The sequence below is a fragment of the Sporolactobacillus sp. BBK16-2 genome (assembly GCF_059878335.1).
This window is the reverse complement of the sequence record NZ_CM187611.1, coordinates 1,118,886-1,135,819: the sequence shown is the minus strand read 5'-3', so window position 1 is coordinate 1,135,819 and position 16,934 is coordinate 1,118,886. Positions and strand designations below refer to the sequence as shown.

Below are 16,934 nucleotides of genomic sequence, written 5' to 3'. Positions count from 1 at the left end.
GTTCATGGCTGCAAATGACTATTAAAAATACATTTTCTATTTCACTACAAAAATAGCCTGCCTGTTTTATTTAAACGCAATGATATAGTAATCCGTAACGGGTTCTTTAAAAGTCCCGGACGAGTCGATTGATTTGAGTTCATCATACAATTCTTTTTCAAAATTTGCTGCATCTTTGCCAAGCGTTGTTTTGCGGCAGGTGGATGTGGAATAAAGGTAGCCGATAATTGATGGAATATCACGCTCACGTTCAGAGTGTATCTGTCCTGTAAGCAGGGAATGAAACGAAGATTGAGCCACGAGCTGCTCATGTCGAACACTATGTTTCAAACGTTTGCTGTTAGGAAACCATTTATCGACAATGCGCTGAACAGCCTTCTGCCAATCAAGAGAGCGATCGCCGAGCATATGCCCCTGTCCGACAAGCGCAAGTGCACCGCCCGGTTCAAGTCGATCATAACTGAGCTTCAGTACAAGCTCGCGATCCATCCAATGAAATGCATCCCCGGCTGTAATCATCCGAAAGGAACCGAGTTCCGGATTCATTTGTTCAGAAGCCATCTTTAACCATTTCATCGTATGAATATCGAGTAATTCACATTGACTGCGGGCAGATTGGAGCATATCCGTACTGACATCAATGCCAATCGTTTCATCAAAATAGTTAGCCATCGGAAAAGTCAGTTTACCCGTTCCACAGCCCAAATCGAGCAGCCGTCCCTTTCCATCAAGTCCGCACTTCAAAGCTAAGGTCTGAATCAGTCGATCGCTATACTGACCGCGGTACTTCAGATAATAGTAAGCAGCGCCGTCATAAAGTCCATGAGTTTGTATCATCTGTTTCACTTGATCACCTGTTTCTCATCCTATTCGTTTCTTACATTCCGTTATCACACGAAAACTGATGATAGTTCGGTTAAAAAGATAGGGTATTCGTCTTTTAGCAATGAACACCTTTTCTATTTTAACATACTATACCTTCCGACCGAGTATTTTTAAAGCACAACAATTGAATTGCCGGTCTCAATTTTTTGATAGGTAAGGGGATGAGAAGATGCATTGGTTCATGATACTCCTAATCGGCATTGCGGCTAGCATCGATAATTTTGCGGTGGGCATGTCCTTTGGAATCAAGGGGAAGAAAATTACGTGGATCGCCAATTTGTTTATGGCTGTCGTTGCTTTGGCAACCTCACTTATTACAATCATTGCCGGTTCGCTTCTCGGCTTCACAATTCCAGAGTTTCTTGCAAATCTGATGAGCGGTGCAATCATACTTGGTATCGGTCTATGGTCGCTTGTCAGCACTTGTACACACCGAATGACGCCTTCAAAGACAATTCCTCAGGCAGACCAAATTGACCGCGACCAGAATAACCTGATTTCCTTTAATGAAACGTTCTGGCTGAGCTTCGCACTCTCGTTCAACGCAATGGGTACTGCATTCGGTGCAGGCATTGGCGGATTAAATCCGGTCGGTGTGGCACTGACCGTCGGCATTCTTTCGTTCTTCTCAATAGATGCAGGGCAGCGATTAGGATTAAAGAAGCTTCGTTCGCGAATGGGCACATTATCCGAATATGCGGCTTCAATTCTGCTGATCTGTATCGGCATCTATACAATTTTCACATCAATGTAACCCTCTCTTAAGCAAATGATTGTCTCCTGTCTTGGTGGTCACGTAACGCCTGCACATGGAACATCTTGTCCGAGACCATTCGATTTAATCCATGGTTCGGACTAGCGGGCATTCTGATCTTGGACGAGTCCTTTGATGAGCAAATTGATAGCAAGAAATGATTTATAACGTGTTTCTCATCAATTTCTTAATGGAACGGTCCATCCTTAGAGTGACGGTACAGTTTAGACAGTTTCTTTACAAGCATGTATAAACCATACGCAGCAAGTGCATATATGGCCCCTATAATCGCGCCTTCAAGGAGTTCTGTTCGTCTTTCAATAAAGGCGGTATAAAACAATCCGAAAGCAAAAGCAGCCGGGAACAGCATCACATCATGGGCATGAAAAAAAAGCTTTACGAATACCAGCAGCAGCATGATCGCTCCAAACGCTGCAAATGCTTGGATAATGATCATTTGAACCATCAGTTTCACCTGCTTTCATTGTTTCTGAAACGCTACCTACTCATTTTTATGCAGAAGCCTGTTTTGAAATTCATTGGAGCATTGCTCTATGTGAAACTGCTCATGAATGATGCGCAGTACCGCTGATTAAAAGAAAAAATAATGCGGAGAAACGAAAAAAAATCCAAAGGGATGGCTCCTTCAGATTTTTTCTCTTATTTTTTATATTAATCAGCCTTCAGTAACCTTGATCTCTTTTTCAAGGTCCTTACGGGATAGATTTGCGTTCAGAAAACCTGCCGTTTCAGGAGTGTACAGGCTCATGTGCGATTTTTTATCAACAAGAACCGTTCCATGATCCAACGTATAATCAAAGACATGGCCGCCTCCCTTGCGCTCTTCATCAATAAAGTGAAGATGGAAACCGGAAACCGCAATGCCTTGTGTAAATGCCGGCGACCAGAAGCCTACGATCGTTCCTTTTACATTCTTAAAGTGGAAGATCGGCTGTGTTTTAACTGCCTCAGTCATCGGGATCGGCTTTTCTTGATAAGCAACGGTTCGTGTGCTTACTTCTTTAAACACCCCGTCAATTCGAAAGGCGTAAAATAAGTTCTCACTTTTCATTATTTTCTTCAGTTCATTTTCAAAAGCTGCCTTGTCGAGCGGCTGATCAAATTCTTTTTTGATCGTCGGCTGGAAATAAGTCAGCGAGCAAAATGGAGTCCTGTCTTCGCTTTTGAGCGGTGTAGCCGTACCGTCACCACGCAAACGATAGAATGCATCATCAAAAGCAATCATTTCTCCATCCAGATGTTCGAACGTGCCAATACCGAAATCTCCATAATTCTTGAATTCATCGTAGTTCATTGCCCCTTCAAAGACACCGTCAAGCAATGACGACATCGTTGAAAGCTGAAACAACTGACCGCTATTTTTTTCACTTGCCATAGTGGAAAAACCTTCTTTCCTGAATAAATAAGTTCACTGCGCCATTTTAAAAGTATGCATTACTGTATTGATTAGTTTAATTGGTTTGGAATCAGACTCTTGCCAAGAGCGATATTATCACTGTAATCAACCGGCACATCAATGATCACCGGTCCTTCGTTGTAGGCGAGGCCTTCTTTCAGAACGCTTTCGAGTTCTTCAGGTTTATTCACTCGCAGTCCCTTCGCACCAAACGCCTCAGCATATTTGACAATGTCAATTTTCCCGAAATCTATACCGGATGTCCGATCATATTTCATTTTTTGCTGAAAGGCAACCATGTCATACGTACCATCGCGCCACACGATATGAACAATCGGCAGCTTCAAGCGCACTGCTGTTTCCAATTCCATTGCCGAGAAAAGGAAACCTCCATCTCCAGACATAGAAATCGTCTTTGCGTGATTATTGACCAAGGATGCGGCCATTGCCCATGGAAGTGCAACACCGAGCGTCTGCATGCCATTGCTGAACAACAGGGTCTTTGGCTCATAGGAACGGAAGTGACGTGCCATCCAAATATAGTGCGAACCCACATCGCAAGTAACCGTGGTATCATCGCTGATCAAATGACGCAGTGTATGAATCAGGCTCAATGGATGTACAAGATTACCATTTGCTTTCTTTGGCGGTTCATCGCGTGCATCGAGCTTGTGCCGCATGCCTTCTAGATAAGAAATACTTTCTTGTGTCATATTTAGGTTTGTCAATTTATCCTTAATTCGCTGAACGGTCGATGGAATATCTCCTACGAGTTCAATCGAAGGCTGGTAGTAATGATCAATATCCGCGCGCACTTCATCCAAATGAATGATTGTACGTGCACCGACGTTGTTCCAGAATTTCGGATCGTATTCAACAGAATCGTAACCGATCGTTACCACAACATCCGCCTTTTCAAGCACCAAGTCGCCGGGCTGGTTGCGGAACAAACCGATACGTCCGAAGAAGTGTTCCTCCATGTCGCGTGGAATCAGACCGGCCGCTTGGAACGTTTCCACAACAGGAAAGGCAATTTTCCCAAGCAATGAGCGTACAGCAGAAACTACTGAAAAACGATTCGCACGCATACCCGCAAGTATAACCGGCATCTTCGCATTCTTGATTGCTTCTACTGCCTTGTCGATCGCTTCTTCAGAAGCAGTTCCCAGTTTTGGGCTTTCGAGCGGTCCCAGTGCATTCACAGTTGTTTTTGAAACGAGAACATCCTGTGGAAAACTGACAACACTGGCACCTGCCGATGTTGATTCAGCAGCACGAAAAGCATTGGTGACGACTTCCGGTACGTTCTTTGGATCAACAACTTCAGCGCTGTATTTGGAAATTGGTTGAAACAGAGCGGCGTTGTCCATCGATTGATGGGTACGTTTCAGTCGATCTGCTCTCGGAACCGCACCAACCAATGCGACAATGGGATCGTTTTCGACATTGGCTGTAACAATGCCGGTCGCAAGGTTAGATGCACCTGGTCCGGAGGTGACCAGACAAACGCCAGGTTTGCAGGTGATTCGTCCGATCGCCGCAGCCATAAATGCAGCATTCTGTTCATGACGACATACAATCAATTCCGGTCCGCGATCCTTTAGAACATCGTACACCGCATCAATTTTTGCTCCCGGTATCCCGAATACGTATTTCACGCCTTGTTTGATCAGACAGTCAACGACAAGCTCAGCACCGGTCGCCAGTTTCTGTTCTTCTTTTTCCTTTTTTAAATCGCTCACGATTTTTTTCCTCCCTAGTTATGTGTGAGTGTTCTTCTATCTGCTGGCACTTTTTTTGAATGGTGCAACAGCAAATAGTCCGCGCTTTTTTTCATGTTTTCTGTGACTAATATCATTTTACCGCGTCTATTAACCAATGTGAAATATATTATTGAACGTCATGTAATACATAGTGTATATTAATCAAAAGATCATTTTTAGATCATTATTATTGAAAACTGTACGTCGAGGAGTGTTATGAACATTATGGAACTTCGCCATTTTATTTATTTCATCACGGTTGCAGAAGAACTTCATTTTGGACGAGCCGCCGCACGGCTGCAAATGACACAGCCTCCATTAAGTAAACAGATTCAGCAATTCGAAGAAGAGATCGGTGTCGCTCTTTTTAAACGAAATAAGCGCCATGTTGAACTGACAACCGCAGGAGAACTCTTCCTACCTGAAGCACGTGAAGTTGTTGCACAGGTGAATCAAGCCGTAGATACGGCTCAGCGTGCGCATCGCGGCGAATTCGGACGCTTAGTGATTGGATTCGTCGGATCGGCAACCTATGACATACTTCCGCAGATCATCAGAGAATACAGGAGTATTTTCCCACATGTCTCGATACGTCTTCACGAATTTTCCACACCGGATCAAGTGAACGCACTAATCGGTGATCGAATTGATGTCGGGTTACTGCACCCTCCGGTGAGCAGTTCTTTGATTGATACCATTCCGATCAAGCGTGGATTTGCCGCACTCTCACTTCCGAAGAATCATCCACTGGCGAAAAAAGAACGAATTCGGATTGAGGATCTGAAAGATGTTCCATTTATCTTAGTTTCACGTGACATTTGGCCCGGTCTGTACGATGAATTTCTATCTCTATTTCAACATGTCGATTTCACACCGAAAATTGTTCAAGAAGCAACGGAATATCAGATGGTCGTCGGTCTCGTCTCCGCCGGAATTGGAATTGGTGTCGTACCGGCTTCTGCAGAAAAGCTGTTCAATTTGGAGGTCGTGTATCGTAAAATCGATGATTATCCGCTTAAGGCCGTGCTCTCACTTGCCTATTTGAAAAAAAATACGAATCCGGCCCTGAAGCAGTTTGTCTCACTGACCAGGCGGATCCGTATTGAAGAATCATAATCATTTTATCAAACTGTCATCCTTGCTTTTGCGGCGCAATCGCACCAGACGAATCATGTGCGCAATAAATGTCTTGATCATTGCATAAGTCGGCACGGCAAGAATCATACCGATCGGGCCGATCCATTTGCCGGAGACAAGCAACAGTACGATGATTGTCAGCGGATGAGTGTTCAGTCGTTTGCCCATAACAAGCGGTGAAATCAGATGGCCGTCAAGCTGCTGAACAATGACGATGACAGCGAGAACGAGCAGCGCTTTCGCTGGTGAATCCATCAATGCGATGACCAGTGCCGGAGTTGCACCTAAGATCGGTCCAAGATACGGAATGATGTTGGTTACGCCCACAATCAATCCGAGAAGCAGGCTGTACGGCAATCCGATCACGGCAAACCCGATACTTGATGTAATGCCGACAAATGACGCGACAATAATCAATCCATGAATATACGAAGATAATGTATCATTCAGATCACTGAGAATGCGATTAACCTCTTCGTGATATTTGTGCGGAAAAAAACGAGTGACCGCACTAGGCAGACGGTTACCATCCTTAAGCATGTAGAAGAGAATAAACGGCACCGTTACCACGGTCAGCGTCACATTAACTAATACATTAAAAAACGTTGACAGCCCTGAACCTGCATTGTCCGTAAACGCTTTAAGCATCTTCTCAAGGCTGCTCTGAATTTTATCAATAGAATAATAATCTTGGTGGATCAGCCATTTAAATCCTTGAGAATCAGCCAAGTGTTCGATGCTTTTTCTCCAGCTTGTCATATAATCCGGAAGCTGACTAAATAACGATTTGACCTGCGACGTCAGCGGCGGACCGACAATCACCACAAGTAAAGCGATCAAGCCGGTCAATATAATGTAAATAATTAAAATGCTGAGCGTTCTTGGAATCTTCATTCGCTGGAAGATATCCACGAAGGGACTAATCAAAAAGAAAAGGAATCCGGCCACAATAATTGGGAAAAACAGCGTTGTGATCAGAGTGACAACCGGAACAAAAATAAACGATATTTTTGTCAGTATGAAAATAAGCAGAGCTATTCCCAAGAGTTCGATCGTCCAGAAAATCAAGTTCGAATGTTTTTTTAGCACAGTTTCACACCTTTTCACAAGTCCGTGAAGGACCTATCTTCCACAAGTTATTATTCTAATTATAGCTTGATAATAAGAGACGAAGCAATGAAAATCATGCGAGGACAACTTTTGATACTGATTTTCAAAACACTGCAACGGCCAAACTCTAGCATGATTGGATTGTTTAGGGGTATAATCAACTATCATGTACTCGGCAGGAAAAAGGATGTGGCATAATGAGCATCACTTCAATCTTACTGACGATTTTACTTGGAACCAATATTCTGCTCGGTGCGACCGTCGTCTTTCTTGAACGCAAAAGCATCAGCTCTACTTGGGCGTGGTTGATGATTCTCAACTTTCTCCCAATCGTCGGATTCATTTTATATATTATCTTCGGACAAAATTTGAGCAGGCGCAAGATCTTTAAGTGGGATCATACGGTTCATCAACGAACAAAAGAAACGGTTGGCCGACAAATGCTCAAGATTGTCAATCATGAGCCCCCCTTCTCGGAACCGATTCTTCGTGATTATCACGGTCTTATTTATATGAATCTCAATAATGATGAGGCACCGCTTACCTTGAATAATAAGCTGTCTATTTTCACAAGCGGAGAATCCAAGTTTCAAAGTCTCCTGCAGGATATCCGTTCTGCAACACATCACATTCATATTGAGTACTATATTTTTCGTGGCGATTTTTTAGGAAATGAATTAATCGATACACTCATCCAAAAGGCTGAACAAGGTGTGATTGTCCGCCTGCTTGTCGATGATGAAGGTTCAAGACGACTGCCCAAGAAGCTTGTCCGTCGCCTGATTCATGCTGGCGGCAAGTTTTACACATTTTTTCCCGGTCGTCTGCCGCTTTTAAATTTACGTATTAATTATCGCAATCATCGTAAACTTGTTATTATTGACAGTTCAATCGGTTATATCGGCGGATTCAATGTTGGCGATGAATATCTTGGTCTCAGCAAAAAATTCGGCTTTTGGCGTGACACGCATTTGCGTATTGTCGGTGAAGCCGTGAACAGCATCCAATCGCGATTCTTTCTCGACTGGAACCAGGCGTCAGGAGAACAAGTACCCTTTCAATCCTATTATTCAATGAATGATCAGACGCAGTATGGGGAAGTTGGCATTCAAGTCGTCTCAAGCGGTCCTGATCAGAAATGGGAACAAATTAAAAATGCATTTATAAAAATGATCCTGTCGGCAAAAGAAACGGTTTATATCCAAACACCCTATTTAATCCCGGACGAAAGTCTGATGAACGCTATATTCATTGCATCACTCTCACATGTCGATGTTCGTATCATGATTCCAAACAAACCGGATCATCCATTTGTTTATTGGGCCACCTATTCCAATGTCGGACTGCTGCTTGAAGCGGGAGCACGTGTCTATCTTTATCAGAACGGATTTTTGCATGCGAAAACGATCATCGTTGACGATCGCATTGCAACCGTTGGTACATCGAATCTTGATTTTCGTAGTTTCAGTCTAAATTTTGAAGTCAATGCATTTATCTACCATCAAGAAACTGCTAAAGAGCTGTCTCAGATCTTTAAGCAGGATATCCGATTGTCAAAAGAACTGACTATGTCCGATTACCGCAATCGTTCCTTTATTATCAAGTTCAAAGAAAGTATTTCACGCCTGCTGTCCCCTGTTTTGTAATCAATGAAAGAGCCGAGCGGAAAATCCATCGCTCGGCTCTTTTTATTTTATTGCATTTCATTTATTCTTTCGTCTATTCGTTAATACGAATCTGTCTTAACGCAGGAACACCTTCAGGAGCATCTTGATGCTGCTTCAGAATTCCCTTGATCGCCTCGGTCAGCGGGACAACTTGCTTGGTTTTATAATCATAACCGATGAGCGTTACGCGGCCTCGTGCGTGCCAATTACCGCTTGGTCCCGCAATTGCATGTTCCACATCAAAACTAGATCGGGAAATCGTGCTGATCCATGTGTAAACGGTTATTTCTTCGTCATAGTTGATTTCTTGAATGTAATCACAGTGTGTCGAAGCAACAATCACGCGCCAGTCACTCAAATCCATGCTCGGCGTAAACCAGCGGAAGATTTCACGTTTCCCCTCTTCAAAGTAAGTATAGTAGACTGCATTGTTAACATGACCCATAGCGTCGCAGTCGACAAAACGTACCGGAAGTTTTGTAGTAATCATTCATAAGCCCCCATGATTTCCGATTAATCATTCTCTGGGAACTAGTGTACCACAACTGAGCTTGCCTGAGCGTCCGATCCGTCTTTCCAAATCTCGATTTGGCCTTAAGAAAGCTTCTCCGCACGATACTCCGAAGGAGAGCACCGTTCATATTTTTTAAACATTTTAGTAAACGAAGCATTGTATTCATAGCCTAATTGATAGGAGATCGTCAGTACACTCAATTTTGAATTGCCAAGCAGTTCCTTCGCACGATGAATACGAAGAAAATGGATATATTCAAGTGGAGTCATCTTCATTTTGCGCTTAAACCAATCGCAATAATAAGATGGTGTATAATGCTCCATCTCCGCAAGCGACTTCACGTCAATCTTTTCTGAATAATGCTGATGAATGAACCTTATGGATACACTTGCAGGCTTTTCCGCTATTTTATGAAACCAGTAATTGAGCAATAAAACAGCCTCATCATGATTTTCCTGCATTACTTCGTGAATGAGCAAATCCTTAATTGATTGCCAGATGATGCTCAAATCCCAAATTAATTCATTTTGTTCATCTAATTGATTGCGCAAATTTTCACGGATGTAACGTCCGGGAATTTCAATCACAAGACTTTCATTTGACTCAGCTGAACAGAGAGAATAAGAAAAACCGACAGGCAGCAAACAAAATTGAGAACTATTAATTCTCCTTTCGCCGGATTGAGTTACGATAGCCGTATATCCATAAATTGGAATCACAATTTTACAATGTGTAGTGCTGCAGTAGTGTTGTTCTTGGCTGAATGACATAAAGTAAAAATAGATGTCTTCCAATGAGCTGAACCTCCTGTCATCGTTTTGTCTGTTCCGGTTGACGAATGGCCGTCTTTCATACCTTTATATCAATTGATTCATTTAAAAAACCTGTCATTTGGTAGTATATCAGATAATGTATGTTTACGCGTTAGAAGCAAGTTATTTTCTTGATAAATGTCAACCCAAATTCTAGAAGTCAACAAATTTGCATTTTGTAAACGTATACAATGAAAAACGGAAAAAATTAATCCGAAAAATGGAAAAGAAATAGACTTGCATTCCTTTTATACTCTTCCTGTTAAAACAAATTGCAGGGGGAAAATGAATCAATGCATCAGTTAATTGCGGAATTTTTGGGAACGGCGTTAATGATTATTTTTGGTGTCGGTGTACACTGCTGTGAGGTGCTGAAGACATCAAAATATCAGAACTCCGGTCACATTTTCGCCATTACAACATGGGGTTTCGGTATTACCATCTCGTTATTTATCTTCGGAGATGTATGCATCAATCCTGCGATGGTTGTCGCACAGGCAATATTAGGCAATATCCCATGGGCAAACGTTATCCCATTAAGTATTGCAGAAGTACTCGGCGGTATCTTCGGTTCCATTGTTGTTTTTATCGCTTATTACGATCAATTCAATGCATCCAAAGACCTCGACCGTGTAAAGATTCGCAACATCTTTTCAACAAACCCAAATGTGCGCAATTTACCGCGCAACTTCTTTGTCGAATTTATTGATACGTTTATCTTTATTACCGCAATCTTAGCAATCGCTTCGATTAAAACTCCGGGCATCGTGCCGATCGGCGTCGGTCTTCTTGTATGGGCAATCGGCATGGGTATGGGCGGTCCTACCGGATTTGCCATGAACCTCGCTCGAGATATGGGCCCACGTATTGCTCATGCTATTCTGCCGATTCCAGGTGGAAAAGCGAACAACGACTGGCAATACGGCGTTATTGTCCCAGGTATCGCACCATTCCTCGGAGCAGCATGTGCCGCATTATTTGCTCGCGGATTCCTCGGACTGTAAAATTTATAATCAATAAAAAAATCGCAAGGCTGGAAGAGTCCTCTATTATGCTCTTCCAGTCTTTTTATTTATCCGGATTATTTCAATGTCATCGGTTTAAATAACATAATGTTTGTTACAAGTAATCTCTGAATTTAAAAACTCATCTTGCGATCTTTTTACTAACGTCAGAAATAGATACTTACTATGTGTGGCATACTGATATCTGCAAGGATTCAAAAAAAAAATAATAGATATGCTATTTAAAATGTACATTTTCCTTATTAATTAATTCACAATATTGTGCTTTAATTGTAACAATTAGCCGAGTTTCTACTTATATTTAGTTCTTTTCGAATCACATTTCATTTCACAATTTTGGAATGTCACTACTTCCGAAATACCTTTACAAACAAATTATCTTCAGCGTACACTTATTCGAGTGAACGGAAACGAAACTGTTCAGTTGATTTAAAACTATTCATGTATCGCAATAATTCCAAACAGATTAGAGGTGTAAAAATATGGTGGACATGCCAAGCATTACAGAACTTGAGGATTTTCTGATATACGGTCGATTTAAAAATTTTTCTCTAGCAGCTAAAGAGGCTAAAGTGACTCAATCAGCGTTCAGCTTTCAAATGAAAAAGCTAGAACAAATCATAGGCGTTAAGTTGATTGAACGCTCTAATCGAGGCAGTAAACTCACTCCGGAAGGAGAATTCTTTTATCGAAAAATAAATGAAATTCTTCCGAATTTAAAATCGGCCATTTACGACGTGCAACAGGTAACCGGCAAAAAACCACTTGAACTGAAAGTTGGCGTTCTGACCTCATTGGGTGACGTGCTCATGAATCAGCATGCTGCCTATTTCCATCAAAAATATTCTAATATTTTCATTACCGTTTACAGTATGGAAAAAAGTAATTTGATTCATTCTTTGGAAAATGGACGCATTGATATTGCCTCAACATTTCTCTCGCCAGATATGCAGTTAGGTGCCTATGATAAAGCCTTTTTCAGATTGGATCGAATTGTCTATTACGCACCAAATCTATCTTTTTCCGGGAAAAAAATTACTGCCAAAACGATTTTACAATACCCGTTTGTCAAATACCCGACACATTATTTGATGAGCAGCCTTACTGACAACTATCTAATCGACAATGCCCATGCCGAACCTAAAGCAACAGTTCAGTTATCCACGCCTTATGCCATTGTGAATTATTGCAAAGAGAATAATTCGGGTGCTCTGCTTCCTGAACGCTTGCTTACAGCTCTGCAAGAAAATAAGGAACCGGGAATGCAATATGCAATCGACCCGATTCTTGATTTGAAAACCTATCTCTTATACAAAAAAGAGAACCCCAAATATGAAGTAATGAAGCTGTTTATTGATTACGTTATTAAACTCAATAAAGCCTTTCGGATGGAATGACAATTCTGTCTCATTATCAAGACCTCACTTTTTGATTCTTCGCAGCGATCATTGCAAGTTTCCCCCATCGAAAAACTCTCTCATTTTCTTTTCTAATACACTCATTTTCACCCTCCTTCACAGCTTGTCATCATTTTTTCTTATAACTGTCATCTTTTATATTTGTTATACAAAACCTAAAAGTCTGTGTATGCTTCTTTATGAGCTCTTAAGTCAAGCAAAACTACGGAATGCGCATTCCATAGCGAACTCTAAAGAGGGATGAACGTAATGCCAACGATAAAATTACCTTATGACAAAAAACAACTCAATTTATCAATTGATGAAAATCATTTAGCCGGCATTCTCAAATCAGATACCGAAAAAAATCAAGGCAATCAATCAGAATCAGAAATTGTTGAAGCTTCACTTGATCATCCGATTGGTTCTCCAAAACTGGAAAATTTGGTAAAAGGCAAGAAAAAGATTGTTGTGATCAGCTCTGATCACACGCGACCAGTTCCATCAAGAATTACAATGCCAATCCTTTTGCGCCGCATCCGTTCAGTTGAACCGCACGCAGAGATCAAAATACTTGTTGCAACCGGATTTCATCGGCCTTCCACTCACGAAGAACTTGTCAATAAATATGGAGAACGTATTGTTGCGGAAGAACAAATCATGATGCACGTGTCCACCGATGACGAATCAATGATTAAAATTGGTACCCTTCCTTCCGGCGGCCCTTGTATCGTGAACAAAGCAGCAATCGAAGCTGATTTACTGATTGCTGAAGGTTTCATTGAATCGCATTTCTTTGCAGGATTCTCCGGCGGACGCAAGTCGGTGCTTCCCGGCATTGCATCGTACAAAACGATCATGGCCAACCACTGCGGTGAATTCATTGATTCAGACAAGGCGCGTACAGGCAATCTTCATCATAATCCGATTCATAAGGATATGCTCTATGCGGCAAGAACGGCTGGTCTAAAATTCATTCTTAACGTCGTTCTAAATGAGAATAAACAGGTGATCAAAAGCTTCGCTGGGGATCTGGAAGAAGCACACAAAACGGGCTGTCAGTTCGTTGAACAGATGGCCGAAGTGAAAAAGATTCCAAGTGATATTGCCGTAGTCACAAATGGCGGCTATCCTCTCGATCAGAATATTTACCAAGCAGTCAAAGGAATGACCGCAGCAGAAGCTACAAACAACGAAGGCGGAATCATTATTATGGTTGCGGGCTGTGCTGACGGACATGGCGGTGAAGGATTCTATCACAATATCGCAGATGTCGATGATCCGGCAGAATTTCTTGAAAAAGCCACGCATACGGCTCGTCAGGAAACCGTTCCAGATCAATGGACTTCGCAAATTTTAGCACGAATTCTCTCCAGACACCATGTTATTATTGTATCTGATCTCGTTGATCCGAACCTGATTACGTCGATGCATATGGAACTTGCCCTTACTCTGGACGAAGCAATGAAAAAAGCATTTGCTCTTAAGGGAAAAGATGCGAAAGTAACCGTTATACCAGATGGTCTTGGGGTTATTGTGAAATAAACGGTGGATGTTTCAGAAACGGACATTCATTGATCCATTAAAGGAGCTGAACTTATGCTGCCCTCGCAAGCTTCTAAACTAGATAAATTGAAAACACTGCTGCACGGATACAAGAAAATAGCGATTGCATTCTCCGGCGGTGTCGACAGTACCTTTTTATTAAAAGTAGCTCAAGAAGAATTGCAGGATGGTGCCTTGGCACTAACCATTCAATCACCGACAGTCACCGAAGACGATTTAAAAGATGTTAAATCGTTTCTAAAAAACAATACTGTCAATTACAAAATTATTCAGATGAATCAACTTGAAAGAGCTGACTTTCGGCACAACTCAGCAAATCGCTGCTATTACTGCAAGGCGATGGAATTCAGCAGTATGTCCAAAGAAGCGCAAAAACAAGGCATCCATTGGCTGGCCGCCGGAATTAATCTTGACGACAAAGGTGATTTTCGACCCGGCATGCGTGCACTAAAAGAGATCGGTGTCGTCAGTCCGCTCAAGGAAGCGGGTATGACAAAAGAGGATATCCGCTTCTTCTCAAAGATGTATCATTTGCCGACATGGAACAAGCCGGCCAGCGCATGTCTTGCTTCACGTGTTCAATATGGAGAACACATTACTGAGGAAAAATTAAAGAAAATCAGCGCAGCGGAACGGGTTTTGAAAGAAATGAATATTTGTAATCTGCGTGTGCGTTATCATCACGGAAATATTGCAAGAATTGAAGTTGCACCGGAGGAACGCCAGATCTTCTTTAATACCGAAGTGATGGACCACGTGGCCGAACAGTTTCGCAAAATTGGATTTGCTTATACAACACTCGACCTGCAAGGTTATCGACGAGGCAGTTTAAATGAAACCTTAGATAATAAAACAAAAATCAAAGTGAGAATGAGTAGTCATGTATGAAGACAACTTAAGAGCCTTGTTGTCTCAAGTTAAAGACGGAACCATGGATCTTGACGAAGCAGCCGGACATTTAAAAACATTACCGTTCGAAGATCTCGGCTTTGCCAAAATTGACCATCATCGCAAGCTTCGCAACGGATTTCCTGAGGTCATCTATTGTGAAGGAAAAACAGTGAAACAAACACAGAAGATTGCCGATGTGCTTGCCCGAACAGGAAACACCGTTCTTGCAACACGCGCTTCGGAACAAGACTATCAAGGAGTATTGGAAGTTGTTCCTGAAGCCGTATATTACCCTGAGGCGCGCTGCATCGTCATTCATCCGTCGAAAACAAACACGTCAAACACGCATTATCTTGCCGTTGTCACCGCCGGGACTTCGGACATCGGGGTGGCTGAAGAAGCAGCAATAACTGCTGAAGCATTCGGCAACTCGGTAGAACGTATCTATGACGTCGGAGTTGCCGGCATTCATCGGTTATTCGCTCAGCTCGATAAAATCAGAAAAGCGGATGTCATTATCGTCATCGCAGGTATGGAAGGTGCATTAGCCAGCGTCGTCGGAGGTTTGGTTGACCATCCGGTCATTGCCGTTCCAACAAGTGTCGGATACGGTTCCAGTTTCAACGGTCTTGCTGCCCTGCTGTCCATGCTGAACAGTTGTTCCAGCGGCGTGAGCGTTGTCAATATCGATAATGGTTTTGGTGCCGCATATAGCGCCAACTTGATTATAAAAGAAATAAAGAATGGGTGTCAATCATGAAGGTTTTATACTTAGACTGTTTCTCCGGAATCAGCGGAGATATGCTTTTGGGCATGTTCATTGACTTAGGACTTGAAGAAACCTATCTGACCGAAGAATTAAAAAAAATGAATATGAGCGACTACACGATTCACTATTCAAAAAAACGAACAGGAGCCATTTGCGGCAGTGATGTAGATGTCGTACTTGCTCATGATGCCCATGATATGAAGCATCACCATGCTCATCATCGTAATTTGTCAGACTGCTGTGAAATCATCAATGAAAGTTCTCTATCCAAATGGGTCAAGACGATGTCAGTACGTGTGTTTGAAGAAGTTGCTCAAGCAGAAGCCCACGTTCACGGCAAATCAATTGATGACGTGCATTTCCATGAGGTTGGCGCAGTCGACAGTATTATTGACATAGTCGGCACATTTATCGGTTTAGAAAAACTGGGTATTAAGAAGACTTATGCCTCGCCACTGCACGATGGTCATGGTTTCATTACCTGCGCCCATGGTCAATTGCCCGTTCCGGTTCCTGCCGTAGCGCAAATGCTCGCGTCAAGCAACCGAACGATTCCCTATATTCAAGACAATGTGGCAACTGAACTGATCACACCGACCGGAATGGCCATTATTAAAACCATCGCCAGCAATTTTGGAACCATTCCTGTGATGGATATTCAACGAATCGGATACGGAACAGGCAAACGAGATACAGGTCAAATAAATGCTCTGCGGGGTATCCTCGGTGAACAATTAAGAGCAGAGAAAAATACACAGGATGAAGTCGTTCTACTTGAAGCAAATATTGATAACCAAACAGGTGAAATGCTTGGCTACGCGATGAACCACTTACTGTGTAAAGGGGCTTTGGACGTCTATTATACACCAATATATATGAAAAAAAACCGGCCGGCATTTAAACTCTCTGTACTTGCGAAACCTGAAGATGAAGAAAAATTCTCAGAAATTATTTTCAAGGAAACGACTACCCTTGGCGTGCGCGTTTCTCATTGTCCGCGCTATAAGATGCAGCGAGAATTTATTCGGTTATCAACACCCTATGGCCAAATTCATGTCAAACATGCCACTCGAAATGCCGTTGAGAAATGGGCACCGGAATTTGATGATTGCGCTTATCTTGCTGAAGAAAAACAGGTTCCACTGTCTGCTATTTATGATGCAGCCAGGCAAAGCATTCTTCAATTACAGAAAAGTTAAACCATGAGCACGATGTCCAAAAATTGAC

16 protein-coding genes are annotated in these 16,934 nt (G+C 42.3%); 9 read left to right on the top strand and 7 right to left on the bottom strand.

The genetic code is table 11. The features are described 5' to 3' along the window. Positions 1-66: 66 nt before the first annotated feature. The gene (locus AC6F33_RS05745; RefSeq protein ID WP_255747084.1) at positions 67-837 is read right to left on the bottom strand and encodes a class I SAM-dependent methyltransferase; all 771 of its coding nucleotides are present in this window, start codon (positions 835-837) and stop codon (positions 67-69) included. Between the two features lie 217 nt (positions 838-1,054). On the opposite strand from AC6F33_RS05745, the gene AC6F33_RS05740 reads away from it, so the two are divergent. After that, the gene (locus AC6F33_RS05740; protein ID WP_480947538.1) at positions 1,055-1,639 is read left to right on the top strand and encodes a manganese efflux pump MntP; all 585 of its coding nucleotides are present in this window, start codon (positions 1,055-1,057) and stop codon (positions 1,637-1,639) included. A 187-nt stretch (positions 1,640-1,826) separates the two neighbouring features. On the opposite strand, the gene AC6F33_RS05735 is transcribed toward AC6F33_RS05740, so the two are convergent. The 3 genes from AC6F33_RS05735 to alsS all read right to left on the bottom strand — a co-directional run bounded on the left by AC6F33_RS05735 (position 1,827) and on the right by alsS (position 4,798). Next, positions 1,827-2,105 carry a hypothetical protein gene (locus tag AC6F33_RS05735; RefSeq protein ID WP_480952839.1) on the bottom strand — a complete coding sequence of 93 codons (279 nt, stop codon included), beginning with the start codon at positions 2,103-2,105 and terminating at the stop codon, positions 1,827-1,829. 210 nt (positions 2,106-2,315) lie between these two features. Next, positions 2,316-3,035, bottom strand: a complete 720-nt coding sequence (gene budA, locus AC6F33_RS05730) for an acetolactate decarboxylase (protein ID WP_255746883.1) — start codon at positions 3,033-3,035, stop codon at positions 2,316-2,318. A 71-nt stretch (positions 3,036-3,106) separates the two neighbouring features. Beyond that, positions 3,107-4,798: an acetolactate synthase AlsS gene (alsS, locus tag AC6F33_RS05725; protein ID WP_255746881.1), complete on the bottom strand. Its 1,692-nt coding sequence runs from the start codon at positions 4,796-4,798 to the stop codon at positions 3,107-3,109. Between the two features lie 246 nt (positions 4,799-5,044). On the opposite strand from alsS, the gene alsR reads away from it, so the two are divergent. Beyond that, positions 5,045-5,935, top strand: a complete 891-nt coding sequence (gene alsR / locus AC6F33_RS05720; protein ID WP_255747082.1) for an acetoin biosynthesis transcriptional regulator AlsR — start codon at positions 5,045-5,047, stop codon at positions 5,933-5,935. Here the strand turns inward: alsR and AC6F33_RS05715 are convergent, their stop codons facing one another. Then, the gene (locus tag AC6F33_RS05715) at positions 5,936-7,045 is read right to left on the bottom strand and encodes an AI-2E family transporter (RefSeq protein WP_500777972.1); all 1,110 of its coding nucleotides are present in this window, start codon (positions 7,043-7,045) and stop codon (positions 5,936-5,938) included. Between the two features lie 218 nt (positions 7,046-7,263). Between AC6F33_RS05715 and cls the strand changes: the two genes are divergently transcribed. Then, the gene (gene cls / locus AC6F33_RS05710; protein ID WP_255746877.1) at positions 7,264-8,712 is read left to right on the top strand and encodes a cardiolipin synthase; all 1,449 of its coding nucleotides are present in this window, start codon (positions 7,264-7,266) and stop codon (positions 8,710-8,712) included. A 73-nt stretch (positions 8,713-8,785) separates the two neighbouring features. On the opposite strand, the gene AC6F33_RS05705 is transcribed toward cls, so the two are convergent. After that, positions 8,786-9,223, bottom strand: coding sequence for an acyl-CoA thioesterase (locus AC6F33_RS05705; RefSeq protein WP_255746875.1), 438 nt, complete (start codon positions 9,221-9,223; stop codon positions 8,786-8,788). A 104-nt stretch (positions 9,224-9,327) separates the two neighbouring features. Further along, on the bottom strand, positions 9,328-10,041 hold the full coding sequence (locus tag AC6F33_RS05700; RefSeq protein WP_255746873.1) for a helix-turn-helix domain-containing protein: 714 nt from the start codon (positions 10,039-10,041) through the stop codon (positions 9,328-9,330). A 311-nt stretch (positions 10,042-10,352) separates the two neighbouring features. Here AC6F33_RS05700 and larD point away from each other — a divergent pair, with 311 nt between their 5' ends. The 6 genes from larD to larC all read left to right on the top strand — a co-directional run bounded on the left by larD (position 10,353) and on the right by larC (position 16,906). Then, positions 10,353-11,063 carry a D/L-lactic acid transporter LarD gene (gene larD, locus AC6F33_RS05695; protein WP_500777971.1) on the top strand — a complete coding sequence of 237 codons (711 nt, stop codon included), beginning with the start codon at positions 10,353-10,355 and terminating at the stop codon, positions 11,061-11,063. 512 nt (positions 11,064-11,575) lie between these two features. Further along, on the top strand, positions 11,576-12,481 hold the full coding sequence (locus tag AC6F33_RS05690) for a LysR family transcriptional regulator (protein WP_255746869.1): 906 nt from the start codon (positions 11,576-11,578) through the stop codon (positions 12,479-12,481). A gap of 270 nt (positions 12,482-12,751) precedes the next feature. Beyond that, complete coding sequence (larA, locus tag AC6F33_RS05685; RefSeq protein WP_500777970.1) at positions 12,752-14,026, top strand: nickel-dependent lactate racemase; 1,275 nt, start codon at positions 12,752-12,754, stop codon at positions 14,024-14,026. Between the two features lie 54 nt (positions 14,027-14,080). Continuing rightward, positions 14,081-14,935, top strand: a complete 855-nt coding sequence (gene larE, locus AC6F33_RS05680) for an ATP-dependent sacrificial sulfur transferase LarE (RefSeq protein WP_500777969.1) — start codon at positions 14,081-14,083, stop codon at positions 14,933-14,935. Further along, a complete protein-coding gene (gene larB, locus AC6F33_RS05675; RefSeq protein WP_500777968.1) occupies positions 14,928-15,698 on the top strand; it encodes a nickel pincer cofactor biosynthesis protein LarB in 771 nt (256 codons plus the stop codon). Before larE ends, larB begins: the two co-directional genes overlap by 8 nt. Next, on the top strand, positions 15,695-16,906 hold the full coding sequence (gene larC, locus AC6F33_RS05670) for a nickel pincer cofactor biosynthesis protein LarC (RefSeq protein ID WP_500777967.1): 1,212 nt from the start codon (positions 15,695-15,697) through the stop codon (positions 16,904-16,906). The genes larB and larC overlap by 4 nt, the downstream gene beginning before the upstream one ends. Positions 16,907-16,934: the final 28 nt, after the last annotated feature.

Bases quoted from the DNA above. Each gene is read 5' to 3' on its own strand.
- AC6F33_RS05745 (WP_255747084.1), bottom strand. From the start codon at position 837: ATGATACAAACTCATGGACTTTATGACGGCGCTGCTTACTATTATCTG.
- AC6F33_RS05740 (WP_480947538.1), top strand. From the start codon at position 1,055: ATGCATTGGTTCATGATACTCCTAATCGGCATTGCGGCTAGCATCGAT.
- AC6F33_RS05735 (WP_480952839.1), bottom strand. From the start codon at position 2,105: ATGGTTCAAATGATCATTATCCAAGCATTTGCAGCGTTTGGAGCGATC.
- budA (WP_255746883.1), bottom strand. From the start codon at position 3,035: ATGGCAAGTGAAAAAAATAGCGGTCAGTTGTTTCAGCTTTCAACGATG.
- alsR (WP_255747082.1), top strand. From the start codon at position 5,045: ATGGAACTTCGCCATTTTATTTATTTCATCACGGTTGCAGAAGAACTT.
- cls (WP_255746877.1), top strand. From the start codon at position 7,264: ATGAGCATCACTTCAATCTTACTGACGATTTTACTTGGAACCAATATT.
- AC6F33_RS05705 (WP_255746875.1), bottom strand. From the start codon at position 9,223: ATGATTACTACAAAACTTCCGGTACGTTTTGTCGACTGCGACGCTATG.
- larD (WP_500777971.1), top strand. From the start codon at position 10,353: ATGCATCAGTTAATTGCGGAATTTTTGGGAACGGCGTTAATGATTATT.
- AC6F33_RS05690 (WP_255746869.1), top strand. From the start codon at position 11,576: ATGCCAAGCATTACAGAACTTGAGGATTTTCTGATATACGGTCGATTT.
- larA (WP_500777970.1), top strand. From the start codon at position 12,752: ATGCCAACGATAAAATTACCTTATGACAAAAAACAACTCAATTTATCA.
- larE (WP_500777969.1), top strand. From the start codon at position 14,081: ATGCTGCCCTCGCAAGCTTCTAAACTAGATAAATTGAAAACACTGCTG.
- larB (WP_500777968.1), top strand. From the start codon at position 14,928: ATGTATGAAGACAACTTAAGAGCCTTGTTGTCTCAAGTTAAAGACGGA.
- larC (WP_500777967.1), top strand. From the start codon at position 15,695: ATGAAGGTTTTATACTTAGACTGTTTCTCCGGAATCAGCGGAGATATG.